18 protein-coding genes are annotated in these 15,520 nt (G+C 56.5%); 12 read left to right on the top strand and 6 right to left on the bottom strand.

Annotation, left to right across the window (positions count from 1 at the left end; genetic code table 11):
• Window positions 1-41 precede the first annotated feature (41 nt).
• Together crcB and K7H09_RS03920 are read right to left on the bottom strand one after the other, a co-directional pair.
• Window positions 42-428: a fluoride efflux transporter CrcB gene (gene crcB / locus K7H09_RS03925; protein WP_027958040.1), complete on the bottom strand. Its 387-nt coding sequence runs from the start codon at window positions 426-428 to the stop codon at window positions 42-44.
• Window positions 425-826 carry a fluoride efflux transporter FluC gene (locus K7H09_RS03920; RefSeq protein ID WP_230803696.1) on the bottom strand — a complete coding sequence of 134 codons (402 nt, stop codon included), beginning with the start codon at window positions 824-826 and terminating at the stop codon, window positions 425-427. The genes crcB and K7H09_RS03920 overlap by 4 nt, the downstream gene beginning before the upstream one ends.
• Window positions 827-990: 164 nt before the next feature.
• Between K7H09_RS03920 and K7H09_RS03915 the strand changes: the two genes are divergently transcribed.
• Window positions 991-1,845 (top strand): universal stress protein, encoded by an 855-nt coding sequence (locus tag K7H09_RS03915; RefSeq protein WP_230803680.1) that lies wholly within the window; start codon window positions 991-993, stop codon window positions 1,843-1,845.
• 11 nt (window positions 1,846-1,856) lie between these two features.
• On the opposite strand, the gene K7H09_RS03910 is transcribed toward K7H09_RS03915, so the two are convergent.
• Entirely contained in the window at window positions 1,857-3,053 is a 1,197-nt protein-coding gene (locus K7H09_RS03910; RefSeq protein WP_230803677.1) for an MFS transporter, read from the bottom strand.
• A 79-nt stretch (window positions 3,054-3,132) separates the two neighbouring features.
• On the opposite strand from K7H09_RS03910, the gene K7H09_RS03905 reads away from it, so the two are divergent.
• Window positions 3,133-3,474, top strand: coding sequence for a TraR/DksA family transcriptional regulator (locus tag K7H09_RS03905; protein WP_022522345.1), 342 nt, complete (start codon window positions 3,133-3,135; stop codon window positions 3,472-3,474).
• 25 nt (window positions 3,475-3,499) lie between these two features.
• Here K7H09_RS03905 and K7H09_RS03900 read toward each other — a convergent pair whose 3' ends face one another.
• Window positions 3,500-5,191, bottom strand: a complete 1,692-nt coding sequence (locus K7H09_RS03900; RefSeq protein WP_022522346.1) for a 2-isopropylmalate synthase — start codon at window positions 5,189-5,191, stop codon at window positions 3,500-3,502.
• Window positions 5,192-5,469: 278 nt separating this feature from the next.
• Here K7H09_RS03900 and K7H09_RS03895 point away from each other — a divergent pair, with 278 nt between their 5' ends.
• Together K7H09_RS03895 and K7H09_RS03890 are read left to right on the top strand one after the other, a co-directional pair.
• Window positions 5,470-5,955 carry an Lrp/AsnC family transcriptional regulator gene (locus K7H09_RS03895; protein WP_022522347.1) on the top strand — a complete coding sequence of 162 codons (486 nt, stop codon included), beginning with the start codon at window positions 5,470-5,472 and terminating at the stop codon, window positions 5,953-5,955.
• A 71-nt stretch (window positions 5,956-6,026) separates the two neighbouring features.
• Window positions 6,027-6,383: a RidA family protein gene (locus K7H09_RS03890; RefSeq protein WP_022522349.1), complete on the top strand. Its 357-nt coding sequence runs from the start codon at window positions 6,027-6,029 to the stop codon at window positions 6,381-6,383.
• 64 nt (window positions 6,384-6,447) lie between these two features.
• On the opposite strand, the gene K7H09_RS03885 is transcribed toward K7H09_RS03890, so the two are convergent.
• The gene (locus K7H09_RS03885) at window positions 6,448-7,311 is read right to left on the bottom strand and encodes a MurR/RpiR family transcriptional regulator (RefSeq protein WP_009287337.1); all 864 of its coding nucleotides are present in this window, start codon (window positions 7,309-7,311) and stop codon (window positions 6,448-6,450) included.
• A gap of 214 nt (window positions 7,312-7,525) precedes the next feature.
• Window positions 7,526-8,881 carry an aldehyde dehydrogenase family protein gene (locus K7H09_RS03880; RefSeq protein ID WP_230803675.1) on the bottom strand — a complete coding sequence of 452 codons (1,356 nt, stop codon included), beginning with the start codon at window positions 8,879-8,881 and terminating at the stop codon, window positions 7,526-7,528.
• A 224-nt stretch (window positions 8,882-9,105) separates the two neighbouring features.
• On the opposite strand from K7H09_RS03880, the gene K7H09_RS03875 reads away from it, so the two are divergent.
• From K7H09_RS03875 to K7H09_RS03840, 8 genes are all read left to right on the top strand, one after another.
• Window positions 9,106-10,254 (top strand): GNAT family N-acetyltransferase, encoded by a 1,149-nt coding sequence (locus K7H09_RS03875; protein WP_230803673.1) that lies wholly within the window; start codon window positions 9,106-9,108, stop codon window positions 10,252-10,254.
• A gap of 156 nt (window positions 10,255-10,410) precedes the next feature.
• On the top strand, window positions 10,411-10,749 hold the full coding sequence (gene ftsB, locus K7H09_RS03870) for a cell division protein FtsB (protein ID WP_022522352.1): 339 nt from the start codon (window positions 10,411-10,413) through the stop codon (window positions 10,747-10,749).
• Window positions 10,746-11,453: a 2-C-methyl-D-erythritol 4-phosphate cytidylyltransferase gene (gene ispD / locus K7H09_RS03865; protein WP_230803671.1), complete on the top strand. Its 708-nt coding sequence runs from the start codon at window positions 10,746-10,748 to the stop codon at window positions 11,451-11,453. Before ftsB ends, ispD begins: the two co-directional genes overlap by 4 nt.
• A 16-nt stretch (window positions 11,454-11,469) precedes the next feature.
• Window positions 11,470-11,958: a 2-C-methyl-D-erythritol 2,4-cyclodiphosphate synthase gene (ispF, locus tag K7H09_RS03860; RefSeq protein WP_161463107.1), complete on the top strand. Its 489-nt coding sequence runs from the start codon at window positions 11,470-11,472 to the stop codon at window positions 11,956-11,958.
• Window positions 11,951-12,982, top strand: a complete 1,032-nt coding sequence (truD, locus tag K7H09_RS03855; RefSeq protein ID WP_027958032.1) for a tRNA pseudouridine(13) synthase TruD — start codon at window positions 11,951-11,953, stop codon at window positions 12,980-12,982. Before ispF ends, truD begins: the two co-directional genes overlap by 8 nt.
• Before the next feature lie 169 nt (window positions 12,983-13,151).
• Window positions 13,152-13,898, top strand: coding sequence for a 5'/3'-nucleotidase SurE (surE, locus tag K7H09_RS03850; protein WP_022522356.1), 747 nt, complete (start codon window positions 13,152-13,154; stop codon window positions 13,896-13,898).
• Window positions 13,885-14,562, top strand: coding sequence for a protein-L-isoaspartate(D-aspartate) O-methyltransferase (locus K7H09_RS03845; RefSeq protein WP_230803669.1), 678 nt, complete (start codon window positions 13,885-13,887; stop codon window positions 14,560-14,562). The genes surE and K7H09_RS03845 overlap by 14 nt, the downstream gene beginning before the upstream one ends.
• The gene (locus tag K7H09_RS03840; RefSeq protein ID WP_009287330.1) at window positions 14,559-15,518 is read left to right on the top strand and encodes a DUF368 domain-containing protein; all 960 of its coding nucleotides are present in this window, start codon (window positions 14,559-14,561) and stop codon (window positions 15,516-15,518) included. The genes K7H09_RS03845 and K7H09_RS03840 overlap by 4 nt, the downstream gene beginning before the upstream one ends.
• Window positions 15,519-15,520: the final 2 nt, after the last annotated feature.

Genomic DNA, 15,520 nt, shown 5'->3' with positions numbered 1-15,520 from the left:
CACATCCTGTCGCTAACGGTTTTGCAATCGGGGCTGTTTTGCTAACGAAAAAGCGCCATGCGCTCACCCACCACGGCAGCGCCCAGCCAAAGGGGAAGGCTAACCACAATGTAAACCAGCGCAATCCCCGGGCGGCCTAACTGCACCAGATGTAGCGTCTCTAAGCTAAATAGCGAAAAGGTGGTAAAACCGCCGCAAAAACCGGCCACCAATAATGGCTGAAAACGCGCTAGCTGGCTGTGGGGGGAGCGCGAGAGGGTGGCGGCCAACCAACCGATTAAGCACGAACCCAGTACGTTAACAATGAGTGTTCCCCAGGGGAAATAGCCCCCTAGTGCTGCCTGGGATAATAGCGAAACGCCGTAGCGCAGCGCGCTGCCCACGCCGCTACCGACACCTACCGCAAGGTAAGCCTTCCAGGCGCTCATAAGGTCGCTCCTGACAGAGAAGCCCCTGATAACAACCAGCCCAGGGTGACCATGGCTAAACCAAGCAGCAGCGTGGTGCCCACATTAATGCCTGCGCGGAGTTGCTGGCCGCCCTGCCATAGCTCAATGGTCTGCAAGCTAAAAGAGGAGACAGTGGTGTAGCCACCTAACACACCTCCGACGGTGAACAGCCATACAGAAGAGGGGGTGCTGGCGATACCTAGGCTGCCGAGCAGCCAGCCCGCTAGAAAGGCTCCGCTGGCGTTAACCGCCAGGGTTCCCCAGGGGAAGGCCTTGCCGAGATAGCGGGCGAGTAGATTGGAAACCGCAAATCGTCCCATCCCGCCCAGCGCGCCTCCTAGTGCGACTAACAGTACGCTTGTTAAGCCATGCCCCATGCTTTCCTCCGAGTCGCCAACTTCAATAGGCCGCTAAGTTTAGCATGTGCGTTTTATAGCGTCCGAAGCACGCAAGAACGTTTTAGGGTGTCGTGGGGTAATGAGTTCGTGTAGAAAAGGGTGAGAATATAAAAATAATGTTGATGCTCAAGGAGAAGTACCTCATGTCAGATCGCGTGTTGGCAGCTATTGATAGTTCTCAGTTTTCAGAAGGCGTGTGTGATTATGCGGCTTGGGCCGCCCAAGCCCTGGATGCTCCGCTCAGTTTTATTCATACCGTGGATAACCATGCCCAAGTAGCTGAGCCTGATTTAACCGGTAACTTAGGATTAGGTACCCGAGAGCACCTGCTGGAAAAGCTGTCTGGCATTGAAGAGCAACATGCCAAAGTCTCCCGTGAGCGCGGGCGCCTGCTACTCGACGCCGCCAAGGAGCGCGCGGCCAACGCCGGTATTGCCGACCCGCAGTGTTTGCAGCGCAACGGTACTCTGGTGGAAACCCTGGTCGAGAATGAAAAAGATGTAAGGCTGTTAGTGGTAGGCAAGCGGGGCGAGACGGCGCACCAAGCCAGTGGTCATTTAGGTTCCAACCTAGAGCGCGTGGTGCGGGAAATGCATCGCCCGATTCTCATAGTGCCGAAAGAGTTTACTCAACCGCACAATGTGATGATGGCGTTTGACGGTAGTAAAACGGCTCGTAAAGGCGTGGAAATGCTGGCCAAAAGCCCGCTGTTTGAGGGTGCTACCTGCCACGTGGTGATTGTGGGCGCGGAAACCGCTGAAAACCGCTCGCAGCTGAGCTGGGCGCTGGAAACCTTACGCGAGGCCAGGCACACCGCCGAAGGGGCGATACGCGCGGGCGAGGTGGAAGAGACGCTGCGTACCTATAAGCAAGAGCATGATATCGACATGCTGGTGATGGGCGCCTACGGCCACTCGCGGATCCGTCACCTGCTGGTCGGTAGTACTACCACCACAATGTTGCGTAATGCCCAGTTGCCGGTGCTGATTTTGCGCTGATTTCTGCACTTTTATGGCTCAGCCGGGATAGTGGAGGTTTCCCGCAGTACACGCTGAGCCAGTAGCCAACCGGCAATGATAAACACCAGCATGCCCAACAGAAGCGCATGGAACGGAGCGCCTGCGCTAAGGGCTAACCCCAGTACGGCGGGCGCGACGCCGGTGGAGAACACCATGGCAGCGCTAAGAGCGGAGCGAACCCTCCCTAGGTGCTCAACTCCCCATAGCTTGATCAGCAGACCCGATGCTATTAGCTCTTGCGCGCCCATGGCCAAGCCGCCCCCTACCATCAATGCCCAAATGCTGATATGCCCGCCAATGGTGAGTGCCATCACCATGGCAAAGGCGTAGGGGAGTAGGTAAAGGCGGGCTAGCTTTACGGGGCCCAGTTTATCCACCCAGCGGCCTCCTAATAAGGCCCCCGGCAGTTTGGCGATTCCCATGCCGGTCAGCGCCAGGGCGTAAACCGCCAGGGAGCTCTCCAGAGACTCCGTTAATTGCGCTTGATAGATAAACAGCCCCGTCATGGTGATGGGGAGGGCCATTAATAGTAGCATTAGCAGCCAAAAGCGTTTTTCGCGAAAGGGACGAGGGCCATGGGGCGTCTGCCTGGTTGGTTTAACGCCCGGTGCGTCGGGCCAAGGTGCTTTTAACAGTAGCCACAGCCAAGGCAAGGCGATGACGCCACACAGTAGCCACCAGAAGGTTTGCCAACTGCTCCAGATAAGCGCAGCCGCCACTAACGGGGGCAGCAGCGCTTCTCCCAGCGGTATCCCTAGGTTAGCCAGGCCAATGGCACGGCCGCGCATGGTGGAAAACTCTCGGGCAGCGAGGGTGTTACCCAAATGGGTCAACATGCCCTGGCCGCATAGCCGCACTATGCCAAGGCCGACTATCCCCAGCCACCACCAGGGCGATAAGGTAAGCAGTACAACGCCGGTTAACAGCAGTGACAAGACGATTGCCGCAAAGCGCTGTGGGTTAATCCAGTCGATGGAGGGCCCAAAGCGCAGCATGCAGAAACCCGCTATCAGGGTAACCACGGCATAGGCGGTGCCAAACTGGCCGACGCTAAGACCCAGGTGGTCTGAAAGGGGCGCTTGAAAAAGACCAATAAAGTAGCTCTGCCCAAGGCTTGAGCTAAACATCGCTAGAAAAGCGATACTGAGTACGCTGCGGTGATCGCGCAGCAGGGTGCGATAGCCCATCGTAACGTTCCCTTCGCGATCAAATAATTAGTAGGTTAACGATTGTTGGTAAATGATTGTAGGCTAGTGGGAGGTGCAGATGAATCACCCTGAGGTGGATATAGTCGTTATTCGTGAGAAATTACTTGCTCTTGACGCCACGCTCCGCGAGGAGAGCGCCAGCAGTGAAGAGTCCCGGGATACGGTGATGCTGGATCAAACGTCGGTAGGTCGGCTGTCGCGTATGGATGCAATGCAAGGGCAAGCGATGGCCAAAGCAGGCGAGCAGCGACGTCAGCTAAAGTTGAAGCAGATTGCCGCTGCCCTGCAACGCATTGAGAGTGAAAGCTTTGGTGAGTGTATAGAGTGCGGCGAATGGATTGGGGCCAAACGCCTCACCTGGGGCCCATTAGTGCTGAAGTGTATTGAGTGTGCTGATTAGACCCTGCTCCTTAGAGCCAAGCCGTTTACGCTTCGGCGGCAGCTTCTGGCTGCTGCTCAGTTGTCTGACCAGGATTAATCGTTGCGTTAATACCTGACAACAGTGCCTTGAGCGATGCACTCACGGTGTCGCTATCTTCGGCCACTGCGCAAAGCCGCTGGCCATCGATATTGAGCTGAACGAAGGCGATGGCATTGGCTTCACTGCTGGCACCCAGCGAATGCTCGCTGTAATCGATAATCCCTACACTACTGCCGGAGTGGCGTTGCCACGCATCGGTAAACGCCGACATCGCGCCGTTGCCCTTGCCAGAAAGGCGCAGCGTTTCGCCACCCTGTTTCAGCGTCAGCTCAATGCCTTCCTGCTGGCCTTTGGAGAGCTGGTAATCGATAAGCGTTAGCGGCGATTCCTGAGTGAAATTATTGAACATCACCTGGCGAATCATTTCGCTGGAGAGTTCGCTGGCGCGTTTTTCGCTCTCTTGCTGCACGTAAGGCGCCAAGGCCAGCATCATCCAGCGCGGCAGGTTAATGCCGTAATCCCGCTCAAGCAGGAAAGCCATACCGCCCTTGCCGGACTGACTATTGACGCGAATTACCGCCTGATAATCGCGGCCGATATCATGGGGGTCGATGGGCAGATAAGCCACTTGCCAAGGCTCGTCGGGTTTTTGGTGCTTGAGGGATTTACGAATCGCATCCTGGTGGCTGCCCGAGAAAGCGGTGTAGACCATCTCGCCCACCCAGGGGTGACGCGGGTGTATAGCGATACCGGTGCACTCGTTGACCACCTGAATGATTTCATCAGGGTTGGATAGATCCAGTTCAGGATCGATGCCCTGGCTGTAGAGATTCATCGCCAGGGTGACGATATCCATATTGCCCGTGCGCTCGCCATTGCCCAGCAGGGTGCCTTCTACCCGCTCGGCGCCGGCCAGCAGGGCGAGTTCAGCAGAGGCTACCGCACCACCGCGGTCATTGTGGGTGTGCACCGAGATAATCACGCTGTCGCGGCGGCTAATGTGCTGGCAAAAGTACTCAATCTGATCGGCGTGATGGTGCGGCCCGGCCACTTCCACCGTGGTGGGCAGGTTGAGAATGCATTTATTCTCTGGCGTCGGCTGCCACACATCCATCACCGCTTCGCAGATTTCCAGCGAAAAATCGATCTCGGTGCTGGAGAAACTTTCCGGGGTGTACTCGAAACACCACTCAATCTCGGGGTATTGGTCGGCGTAGGTTTTGACCCAGGTGGCCCCTTGTACCGCAATATCGACAATCCCGGCACGATCCATCTCAAACACCCGCTCGCGCTGAATGGTGGAGGTGGAATTATATAGGTGAACAATGGCGCGCTTGGCACCCACCAGCGAGGCAAAGGTCTTCTCAATCAGGTGTTCACGGCACTGCACTAGTACCGCTATGGTGACGTCATCGGGAATTTGATTCTCTTCGATCAGCCAACGCACGAAGTCGTAGTCGGGCTGGCTGGCCGAAGGAAAGCCTACCATGACTTCTTTAATGCCCACTTTAACGATCTGCTGCCAGAAGCGTTGCTTTTGCTCAACGGTCATCGGCTCAAGCAGCGCCTGATTGCCGTCGCGTAGGTCTTCGCTCACCCAGATCGGGGCATGATCCAGGTCACGATCTGGCCATTGGCGATTGAAGGCAGGTACGCGGGGCGCAGGGCGATATTTGCGATGATCAAAAGCAGACATGGTGAGTTTCCTAAAGGCGGTGAGTTGTTAAAAGCGGCCGCTTGTGGCGTATGCCGCATTGCTGCAGTGCCAGGGTGAGGCACTTTAAGGGGCTGCTTGTGGCAATGACTCTTGTGGTACTGAGCTATCTCTTACTGGACTATCTTTTACTAGCTATCTCGTACTTGACATAGTGTATGCGGAGAGCGACGAAAGGTTATTGCGAAAATGTAGTGTTATCGCCAATAATTGACATTAAATATCGCATAATTCGCTTTTATTGGTAGGAGCTGCTTTCTATGGCCGTAATGCCGCTGTCGCTTGATCGATTTGATCGCCATATTCTGGATATTGTGCAGCAGGAGGGGCGCATCAGTAATCAGGAGTTGGCTGATCGAATCGGGCTTTCGCCTTCGCCCTGCTTGCGCCGGGTGCGGGCTCTGGAGGAGCACGGCCTAATACTGCGCTACCGTGCGGAGGTCGATTCCCGCCAACTGGGCTATCAGTTAATGGCGCTGCTGCATATTTCCATGGATCAGCATACGCCGGAGCGCTTCGATAATTTTGAGCGCCATATTCGTGAGATACCCAACGTTATCGAGTGCCTGATCATTACCGGTCAGGCGGCGGATTTTCAGCTCAAAATCCTGGTGCGGGACATGGATGACTACCAACACCTGCTGTTGCATGTGATTAACCGCATCGAGGGTGTTACCGGCGCGCATACCAGCTTTGTGCTGCGGCGGGTCTTTGAGCATCGGCCGGTACCTACGGATCGGCTTTGATAAGAAGGCATAGTCAAGGATAAGCCAAGCGGTTTAGACTGCTTTTCTTAAACCCACTAGGAGTTTTCCCTATGACCATTCAACGCCACGATACAAAAGCCCGCATGAGCCGTGCGGTGATTCACCAGGGCGTGGCCTATTTGTGCGGCCAAGTGGCTGGCCCGGAGGCCCGCGAGGGCGACATTACTGCCCAAACGGAAAGCATGCTGGCGCGGGTGGATGCGCTACTGAAAGAGATTGGTTCAAGCCGTGAGCAGCTGCTTAGCGCGACGATCTACCTGAAAGAGGGCAGTGACTTTGCCGCTATGAACGGGGTATGGGATGCCTGGATGCCCGCAGGCTACGCACCGGCGCGCACCTGCGTCTGCGCGCCCATGCCCGCCGATGAGCTTAAAGTGGAAATTACGGTGACTGCCGCAGTGAGCTAACTGCTTTCTATTCGCTACTCACCATTCACCCCTCACTATTTTCCATTCACTTGCTATTTATCATTCACTTACCGGGCTTTTCTACCGGAAAGCGGGTGTCGCGCAGGCTGTCTTTGATTTTCTTGAGGTGGGGTAAGAAGTCTTCACCACGCCTCAAGGTTACCCCAGTGGCCAGCGCATCAATCAGCGTTAATTGAATTACCCGCGAGGTCATCGGCATGTAGTGGTCGGTGTCTTCGGGGGTAGCGACATCCAGGGTGGCGGTGCATTCGTTGGCCAGTGGCGAGTTTGGCGCGGTTATACCAAGAACGACGGCCCCTGCATCCCTCGCCAAACGGGCGATATCCACCAGCTCCCGGGTGCGCCCGGTGTAGGAGATAATCACCACCACATCCCCCGTATGGCAAGCGGCGGCGACCATACGCTGCATCAGCACATCAATGTAGGCCATCACCGGCAGGTTGAAGCGGAAGAACTTGTGCTGGGCATCCTGGGCCACCGCGCCAGAGGCACCCAAGCCAAAAATATGGATCTGCTTGGCCTGGGTAAGGTAGTCGACCATGCGCTCGACAGCACCCATATCGATGTCGCGCTGGGCTTCATCGAGGGCGGCGATGGTGGCGCCAAAGATTTTGTGGGTGTACTGGGTGGCGGAGTCGCCAGGCTCCACTGCACGGGTCACATAGGGTGTGCCGCCAGCTAAGCTCTGGGCCAATTTGATTTTAAAATCGGGATAGCCCTTGGCGCCAAAGTTACGGCAAAACCGGTTAACCGTGGGTTCGCTGACGCTAGCTGCCTGGGCCAGGCTGGCAATGCTTAGGCTGGTGGCGACCGTTGGGTCTTCAAGAATTACATTGGCGACTTTACGCTCCGATCGGTTGAGTTCTTCTAAACGTTCGCGTAAGCGGTCAAGTAAGTCATGAGCCATTAACGGTCTCCGTGTCGTGTATGGAAAGCAGCAAATTTCCTATGCTTACAAAAGTTTTCCCACGAGTTTCAGTAAGCTGTTGCAAATGCTCAGGGCAGTTTCTGCTGTGCTTACGTGGGCTTTGTAGATAATTCCAACGTAGAGCGTATGTGAAATATATCATAAGGGCATTGTGAAAATTTGTTATTAGCAAACGATCATCAGTTCTTAAGCTTTAACCGACTCCTAACAATTTCATTAACCAGCGCCGATAAGGTGGATAAAGCAAGTGGCTCGAGGTGCGTTTTGATTGATAAAAAACGCTGCGTAAGTGGCTAAAACGCTCAAAGCCGTGACGGCCATGGTAGGCGCCCATGCCACTCTCGCCGACGCCGCCAAAGGGCAGTGAAGGAACGGCGTGATGAAGAAGCGTGGCATTAAACACCAGTGCGCCAGAGCGTGTCGTTTGCAGCAACTGCTGCTGTAAGCCCTTATCATGTGTGAAGGCATACAGTGCCAGCGGGTGAGGGTGGGCATTCACATAACGTATTGCGGCCGACATATCGCTAATGCCAATTACCGGTAGGCAGCGGCCAAAAATCTCTTCGCGCATCACCTGTAGCCCCTGGTGGGGGTCGATAATCAGCGCTGGGGCATGAGTGCCGTGATCGATGACTCTGCAGCCGTGGTCTTGGGCTTCTTGCAGCATGGCATCTAGCCGCTGCTGGTGGGCCGCGTTAATCGCGTGGGTGGCCGCATGATCGTCGGGGCGCTGCCGTTGAATAGCCTCGCTCAACGCTTTAACCAAGGCATTAATATGGCGGCTCTCAACCAGCACGTAGTCGGGGGCGATACAGGTTTGCCCGCCGTTCATGCCTTTTCCAAAAATAATATCTGCTGCCGCTTTGTCGAAATCCGCATCGCCTGCCACGATGGCGGGCGACTTGCCGCCTAGTTCAAGCGTCGTTGGGGTCAAATTCGCCGCGGCTGCTTGGGCCACTTGCCGACCTACCGCGCTGGAGCCGGTGAACACCAGGTGATCGAACGGCAAACTGCTAAAACGACGCGCCACCTCTACATCGCCTTCTACTACCTTGAGTTCTTCAGGGGTGAAGTATTGCGGCACCAGTCGCTGCAGTAGGGCGCTGGTAGCGGGGGAGTGCTCGCTGGGTTTAAGCATCACCACATTGCCCGCAGCAAATGCATCCACTATCGGCATTAGCGCCAAACTCCAGGGGTAATTCCAGGGTGACATCACGCCGACAACGCCCAGCGGCTGCGGCGCGATGCGTGCCCGGGCAGGCATCAATCGCCACGGCATGCTGACCGACCAAGGGCGCATCCAGCGCCATAGATGCAGTCTGGCATGGCGAATGGCGTGGAGCACCGCGCTGATTTCAGCCATGCGTATTTCCACCTCGCTGCGCTGACCAAAATCCGTTTGAATCGCGCGGATAATCTCAAGCTGGTGATGCTTGGTCATACGCGCGAGGCGGGCCAGCCGGTCACGACGCACCGTTAGCGTCGGGTAGGGCATTTGATCGACAGCGTGGCGCTGCGTTTGAAAGTCACCCGTCATATCGCGCGTCATGGACTCTCCTCATATGCCGTTACCGGCGTGGCGTTAACGTTAAATACTGCAGTTCAATAGCCGTATCTGCTTTCGTTGGCATAGCCCGATGGCATAGCTCGTTGATTTAGCCAGTTGATTTAGCCAGTTGATTTAGACATCGGTGTAGATGGTTAGTGTAAACGGTTTATATAAACAGTTAGTGTAAAGTGACCTTTTAGCCCCCACACGTTCGGGAAGGTGCTATGCCGTTACCCCCACTATCGATCACCATTCTACCCACCATTGAGGCCATTACGGCAAGCCAGTGGGATTCACTGGTCGATAATGATCAACCCTTTTTGCGTCACGCGTTTTTACACGCCCTGGAGGCAAGCGGCTCGGTCAGTGAGGCCACGGGCTGGGAACCATGCCATCTGAGTGTATGGCAAGGCGAGCAGTTGGTAGCGGCGCTGCCGATGTACCGCAAGTACCACTCTTACGGTGAGTATGTGTTTGATTGGGGTTGGGCGGAAGCGCTAGAGCGTGCCGGTGGTCGCTACTATCCAAAAGCCCTCAGTGCGGTACCTTTTACGCCAGTGCCTGGCGCGCGCACGTTAATCGCCAAGAATGTCGATGCCCGCGCCGTCCGTGGGCTGCTGGCCGACGCCTGGCGCGAGCAGTGTGAAAGTCTCGGTCTGTCTAGCTGGCACTTGCTATTTGCCGACGAGGCCGATGTCACCGCCTGGCAGGCGCAGTGTCCTGAGCTTATTACGCGTGAAGGCGTACAGTTTCAGTGGCGTGATCGCGGCTTCGGCGATTTTGAGGGCTTTCTAGCCAGCATGACATCGAAACGGCGCAAGATGATCAAGCGCGAGCGTCGCTTGGTCGCCGAGCAGGGGCTACAGGTAGCGCACCTTGAGGGTGATGCAATTACATCAGCGGACATGGTGCATTTCTATCGCTGCTATGCAATTACCTACCATGAGCGCGGCAGGCCGCCTTACTTAAACTATGACTTTTTTGAGCGCCTGCGCCAAACCATGCCAGAGGCGCTGGTGCTGGTGCAGGCTTACGTTGAAGGGCGCCCGGTGGCGTCAGCACTCTATTTTCGTGGCAGTAGCACGCTCTATGGGCGCTACTGGGGGAGTGAAGTCGTCGCCGATTGCCTGCATTTTGAGGCATGTTACTACCAGGGTATCGAGTACTGTTTGCAGCGCGGCTTAACGCTGTTTGATCCGGGCACCCAGGGCGAGCACAAGCTGGTACGCGGGTTTGCGCCCCAGCGTGTGCGTTCGCTGCACTATATTAGCCACCCTGGGCTTGCCGCAGGTGTTGCCCAGTTTTGTCATGAAGAGGGCGAGCATGTCAGCGCCTACCGCGATGCGGCCCATCAAGCGCTGCCATTTAAGTAGTTATTTAAGCTGTCATTATAACGACGTGCGGCTCGCTGGTGCTGCCCCTTAATGGCATAATGCGCGCCGATAAGCACTCTTTAGTGTATCAACGCCGCTTTTGATCAAACCAGGGCTTTGAATAAAATCCAGCCGATATTTCCAAGGAGTGCCGTGATGCGTAAATGGTTAGTGATGACATTGCTCGCTGTCTTGGCGCTGCTTCAGTACGAGCTGTGGTTAGGCAACGGTGGCTGGCACGATTTGCAGCAAGTGGAGCAGCGGGTCGCGGTGCAAGAGGCGGCCAATGTGCCCATGCGCGAGCGCAATGCGCGGCTGGCGGCCGAAGTGACGGATTTAAAAAACGGTTTAGACGCCATTGAGGAGCGGGCACGTAGCGATATGGGCATGGTGCGCACCGACGAGCAGTTCTTCTGGGTGCCTGGTGTAGCGATTGAGAAGGAGCTTATCGGTATTAATGCAGGTCTGGTCGCTCCCCAGGAGCCGCCACAGTGAGCCAAACCTGGTTAATTGTGCCCGCGGCGGGTCAAGGGCGCCGTATGGGGGCCGATAAGCCCAAACAGTACTTAACCTTGGCCGATGAGCAGCCGGTGTTGGCGCATACTTTGGCACGCCTTCATAGCGCCTTTCCTAGCGCTCGCTTGGTGCTCTGTTTAGATGCCGACGACCGCTGGTTCTCGCCCCGCTGGGTGCCTTTTACTGACTGGCAGCGCGTGCCCGGGGGCGATGAGCGAATGGACAGCGTCTTAAATGCCCTACACGCGATGGCCGCCGATGATAATGACGTAGTGATGGTGCATGATGTGGCCCGCCCCTGTATTACCGCGAGCGATCTCCAGGCGCTGTACCAAGCCGCCGCGGCCCACCCCGCAGGCGCGCTTTTGGCGATGCCGGTGGCGGATACCATGAAGCGTGCCGATGAGCAGTGCCAAAGCGCGCGAACCGAACCGCGGGATGACTTGTGGCACGCGCTAACGCCTCAAGGGTTTCGCTATGTGCTACTGCGGCGAGCCTTAGAAACCGCCCGCCAACAGCGAACCCTGGTAACCGATGAAGCCTCGGCGGTTGAAGCCTTGGGCGAATGCCCACAGTTGGTAAGCGGGCGGCGCGATAACCTGAAAATTACCCACCCGGATGACTTAGCGCTGGCAGCCGCGATTATGGCGGCACAAACCGCTAACACGCCTGACGGGCTTTAATCACTAGGAGCTTATAATGCGTATCGGCCACGGATTCGATGTACACCGCTTCGGCCCCGGCGATCATTTAATGATCGGCGGCGTTAAGCTGCCGTTTGAACACGGTTTCGTAGCCCACTCCGACGGCGATGTGCTGCTTCACGCGATTAGTGATGCACTGTTGGGTGCCTGTGCGCTGGGCGATATTGGCCGCCACTTCCCCGATACTGACCCGGCGTGGGCGGGGGCTAATAGCCGTGAGCTGCTGCGTCATGTAGTCACGCTGATTCAAGGTCAGGGCTATGGGGTGGTCAATATCGATGCCACGCTAATGGCTCAAGCACCTAAAATGGCACCGCATATCGAGGCAATGCGAGAAGTCATTGCTGCCGATCTAGGCGTCGCGCTTGGTCAAGTCAACGTTAAAGCCACCACCACCGAACGATTAGGTTTCACCGGGCGCGGTGAAGGTATCGCCGCGGAGGCGGTGGTGCTGCTTAACCGTGCTGAGGCGCTTAATGATTAATATGCCTGAGTGGCAGCGCTGTCTCGATGCTCAATTTGGCTCTCCCAAACCGGGCCAGTACCGTGCCCAGCCGGAAGATTTTTGGGTCGATGAGCAGCTGGATTTCACCCCTGAAGCACACGGGGAACATTTGTGGCTGCGAGTTGAAAAGCGCAATCAAACCACGTTAGATGTCGTCAATACATTAAGTCGGCTTTGTGGCGTAACGCCCCGTGATATCGGTTACTCTGGCATGAAAGACCGCATTGCCGTCACGCGTCAGTGGCTGAGCGTGCATCTGCCCGGCCGCGACGCGCCCACGGAGCTTGAGCAGTCGCTTAATGCGCTGGGGATCACTGTCGTTGAGCAGGCGCGCCACCCACGTAAGCTGAAGCGTGGCGTTCACCGCACTAACCGTTTTGTATTGCGCCTTAGCGGTGAGGCCATTGAAAGCGAAGATTTTGTCAGCCGCTGGGAAGCCCTTTGTCAGCATGGCGTGCCTAACTATTTTGGCCCCCAGCGCTTTGGGCCCGAAGGACGTAATCTTCAGCGTGCCGAAGCATTACTTAACCGAGGTTGGCGAAAACGCGACGATCGCCAGGGTATGATGCTCTCCACTGCGCGCAGTTTTTTGTTTAACGAACTGCTCAGCGCGCGCATTGCGGATGGCACCTGGTCGCAGCCGCTGGCGGGAGACACGTTGATGCTGGACGGCACCCAAAGTGTGTTTCGTATCGACGCCTCCGACCATACGCTTCAGGCCCGCGCCGCTGAACTGGATGTGCATCCCACTGGGGTGCTTTGGGGCGTTGGTGAAGCTGACCAGGGCGACGCCGCTGGCTATGAAGCCCGTTTGCTGGAGCACTACCCTGGGCTATGCAGTGGCTTACAACGCAGCGGAGTAAAGCAGGCACGCCGTGCACTTCGTATGCGGCTGCTGGAACCCCAGTATGCTTGGGAGTCAGGTGCTGTCCGGCTTTCGTTTTCGCTGCCGCGGGGCAGCTTTGCCACCGCTGTGCTGGGTGAGCTGATGTTAGCGAACTGATTTAGCTATTAGATTTGAGATTAGCATACAGAAAAGTTAGTAAAAGAGAGGGATATGAGCGGCCGCGTTTCGTGCATATGCTTTTGCGCTCACGTCTCTTGTGGCTATCACTCTTGGCTTACGACTCTTGTGCTTATAACTTTTGTGGTTAAGAACAGGGAGACCCACTATGCGGCGACTGCTGCTTTCCAATGATGATGGTGTGTACGCGCCCGGACTGCGTGCGCTGCACGATGCGCTGTTGGCCCATGCCAATATTCGCGTAGTGGCGCCTGATCGAGACCGCAGTGGTGCTAGCAACTCGCTTACTCTGTCACGGCCTCTCTCGTTGACGCCTCTGGATAACGGCTTTTATAGCGTCGATGGTACTCCCGCGGACTGCGTTTATTTGGGCGTTCACGGCGTATGGGATGAAAAACCCGATTTAGTCATCTCCGGCATCAATCACGGCAGTAATCTGGGCGATGACGTGCTCTATTCAGGCACTGTCGCGGCGGCGATGGAGGGGCGTAATTTAGGTATGACGGCGATTGCCATGTCGCTGTGTGGCGAGCGTCATTTCGCCACCGCTGCCAGGGTCGCTGCCACCTTGATTGGTGCTGCTGATCAGCTCTCTCTGCCGCCGAGAACGCTGCTGAATGTCAATGTGCCCGATGTGCCCTGGGAGGAGGTTAAAGGCGTAAAAGTGACTCGCTTAGGCTATCGTGGGCCAGCCGAGAAACCGTTAGCGGTAAAAGACCCGCGGGGGCGTACGCGCTACTGGATTGCGCCGGTAGCGGCCAATGCCGATGACGGTGATGATACCGATTTTGCTGCCGTCGAGGCGGGCTATGTGTCGATTACTCCCTTACAAACAGACCTAACGCGGCACCCCGCGCTTAACGATGTGCAGGAATGGTTGGATGTTTTTGCCTGATATCTCTCCAGGAGAGCTGCGCGGTCGCGGCATGACCTCCCAGCGTACTCGTGACCGCATGGTCGAGCGCCTCATGCAGCAGGGCATCAGCGATGCCCGGGTGCTGGAAGTCATGGCCAGAGAGCCGCGTCATCTATTTGTTGATGAAGCGCTGGCCCATCGCGCTTACGAAGATACCGCGCTACCGATTGGCTTTAACCAAACGCTGTCGCAGCCGTTCATCGTGGCGCGCATGACGGAGCTTGTGTTGCGCGCCGAGCCGCGCAGGGTATTGGAACTGGGGACAGGGTCTGGCTATCAGACGTTAATACTGTCGCGCTTGGTCGAAGAGCTCTACTCCATTGAGCGCATCAGTGCGCTACACGAGCGTGCGGCGGAGCGGTTAAGACGGCTAGCAGCACCTGCCAGACTGGCGGTGGCGGACGGCGGCTATGGTTGGCCAGACGTTGCGCCGTTTGACGTTATTTTGCTAACCGCCTGTGCCCAGACGCTACCCACACCGCTACTAGAGCAATTGAGCCACGACGGGGTGCTGATTGCTCCGTTGGAAGAGCCCGATGGCAACCAGTGGCTTACTCAAGTAAAGCGCATTGGCAGTGCCTTTGAAAAACGTCGGCTTGAGCCCGTGCGTTTTGTACCCTTACTGCAAGGAGTAGTGGATTGAAGCGGCAACCCTTGGGAATATTTTTACGAGGCGCAGGGATGGGCGCCGCCGACGCAGTGCCTGGCGTGTCGGGAGGAACGATTGCATTTATTAGCGGTATCTATGAAGAGCTGATCAATACGATCAAACAGTTTGGCCCCGGTGCCATCGGCGCTTGGCACCGCGGTGGCTGGCGGGCTCTTAGCAACCATTTGAATCTCGCCTTTCTGGTGCCGCTATTGGCGGGGGTCGCGGTTAGCCTGTTTAGCGTAGCGCATTTAGCGCTCTGGTTGATGGAAGCGCACCCGCTGCTGCTGGATGGCTTCTTTTTTGGCCTAGTGGCAGCCTCTGCTCTGGTGGTCGGACAGGCGAGTAGCGGCTGGAAGCTTTGGTATCTATTGCCGCTACTGGTGGGGCTAGTGCTCGCCCAGGCGTTACCGGGCATGATGCCGCTGGTGTTATTAATTGGTAATGAAGCGCTGGTAGTCATGGTGGCAGGCTGCATCGCGATTAGCGCCATGCTGTTACCGGGCGTGTCAGGTAGCTTTCTATTGCTGACTATGGGCCTCTACGGCACCATTATGGGTGCAATTCGCAGTTTGGATCTGGGCATTATCGTGCTGTTTGGCATGGGCTGCATAGTCGGCTTAGCGCTGTTTTCACGACTTCTGTCCTGGCTGTTACGGCGTCACCATACCCCAACGATGCAACTGCTATTGGGGTTTATTGCCGGTTCGCTGCCGGTTCTCTGGCCATGGCGCGAGCTGTTACGCTACCAAATCGGGCCAGAAGGGCAAATGATTCCTCTGGAGTACCGCTATTTATTGCCCGCTGACTATGCCGTATTGACCGGCGCTTCGGCACAAGTGGCCGGTGTTGTTGCGCTAATGGCCGTGGGTGCCCTCATTGTCGTGTTACTCAACCGACATGCAGATCGTCGGCCAATCGATACCCAGCTTGGCGCTGAAAAGGAGTAGGT

It is taken from the genome of Halomonas sp. IOP_14, assembly GCF_021021315.1.
In the GTDB taxonomy this organism is placed as follows: Bacteria; Pseudomonadota; Gammaproteobacteria; order Pseudomonadales; family Halomonadaceae; genus Vreelandella; species Vreelandella titanicae.
Note: the sequence above shows the minus strand (reverse complement) of the source record. Positions and strands in the feature narration are given on the sequence as shown.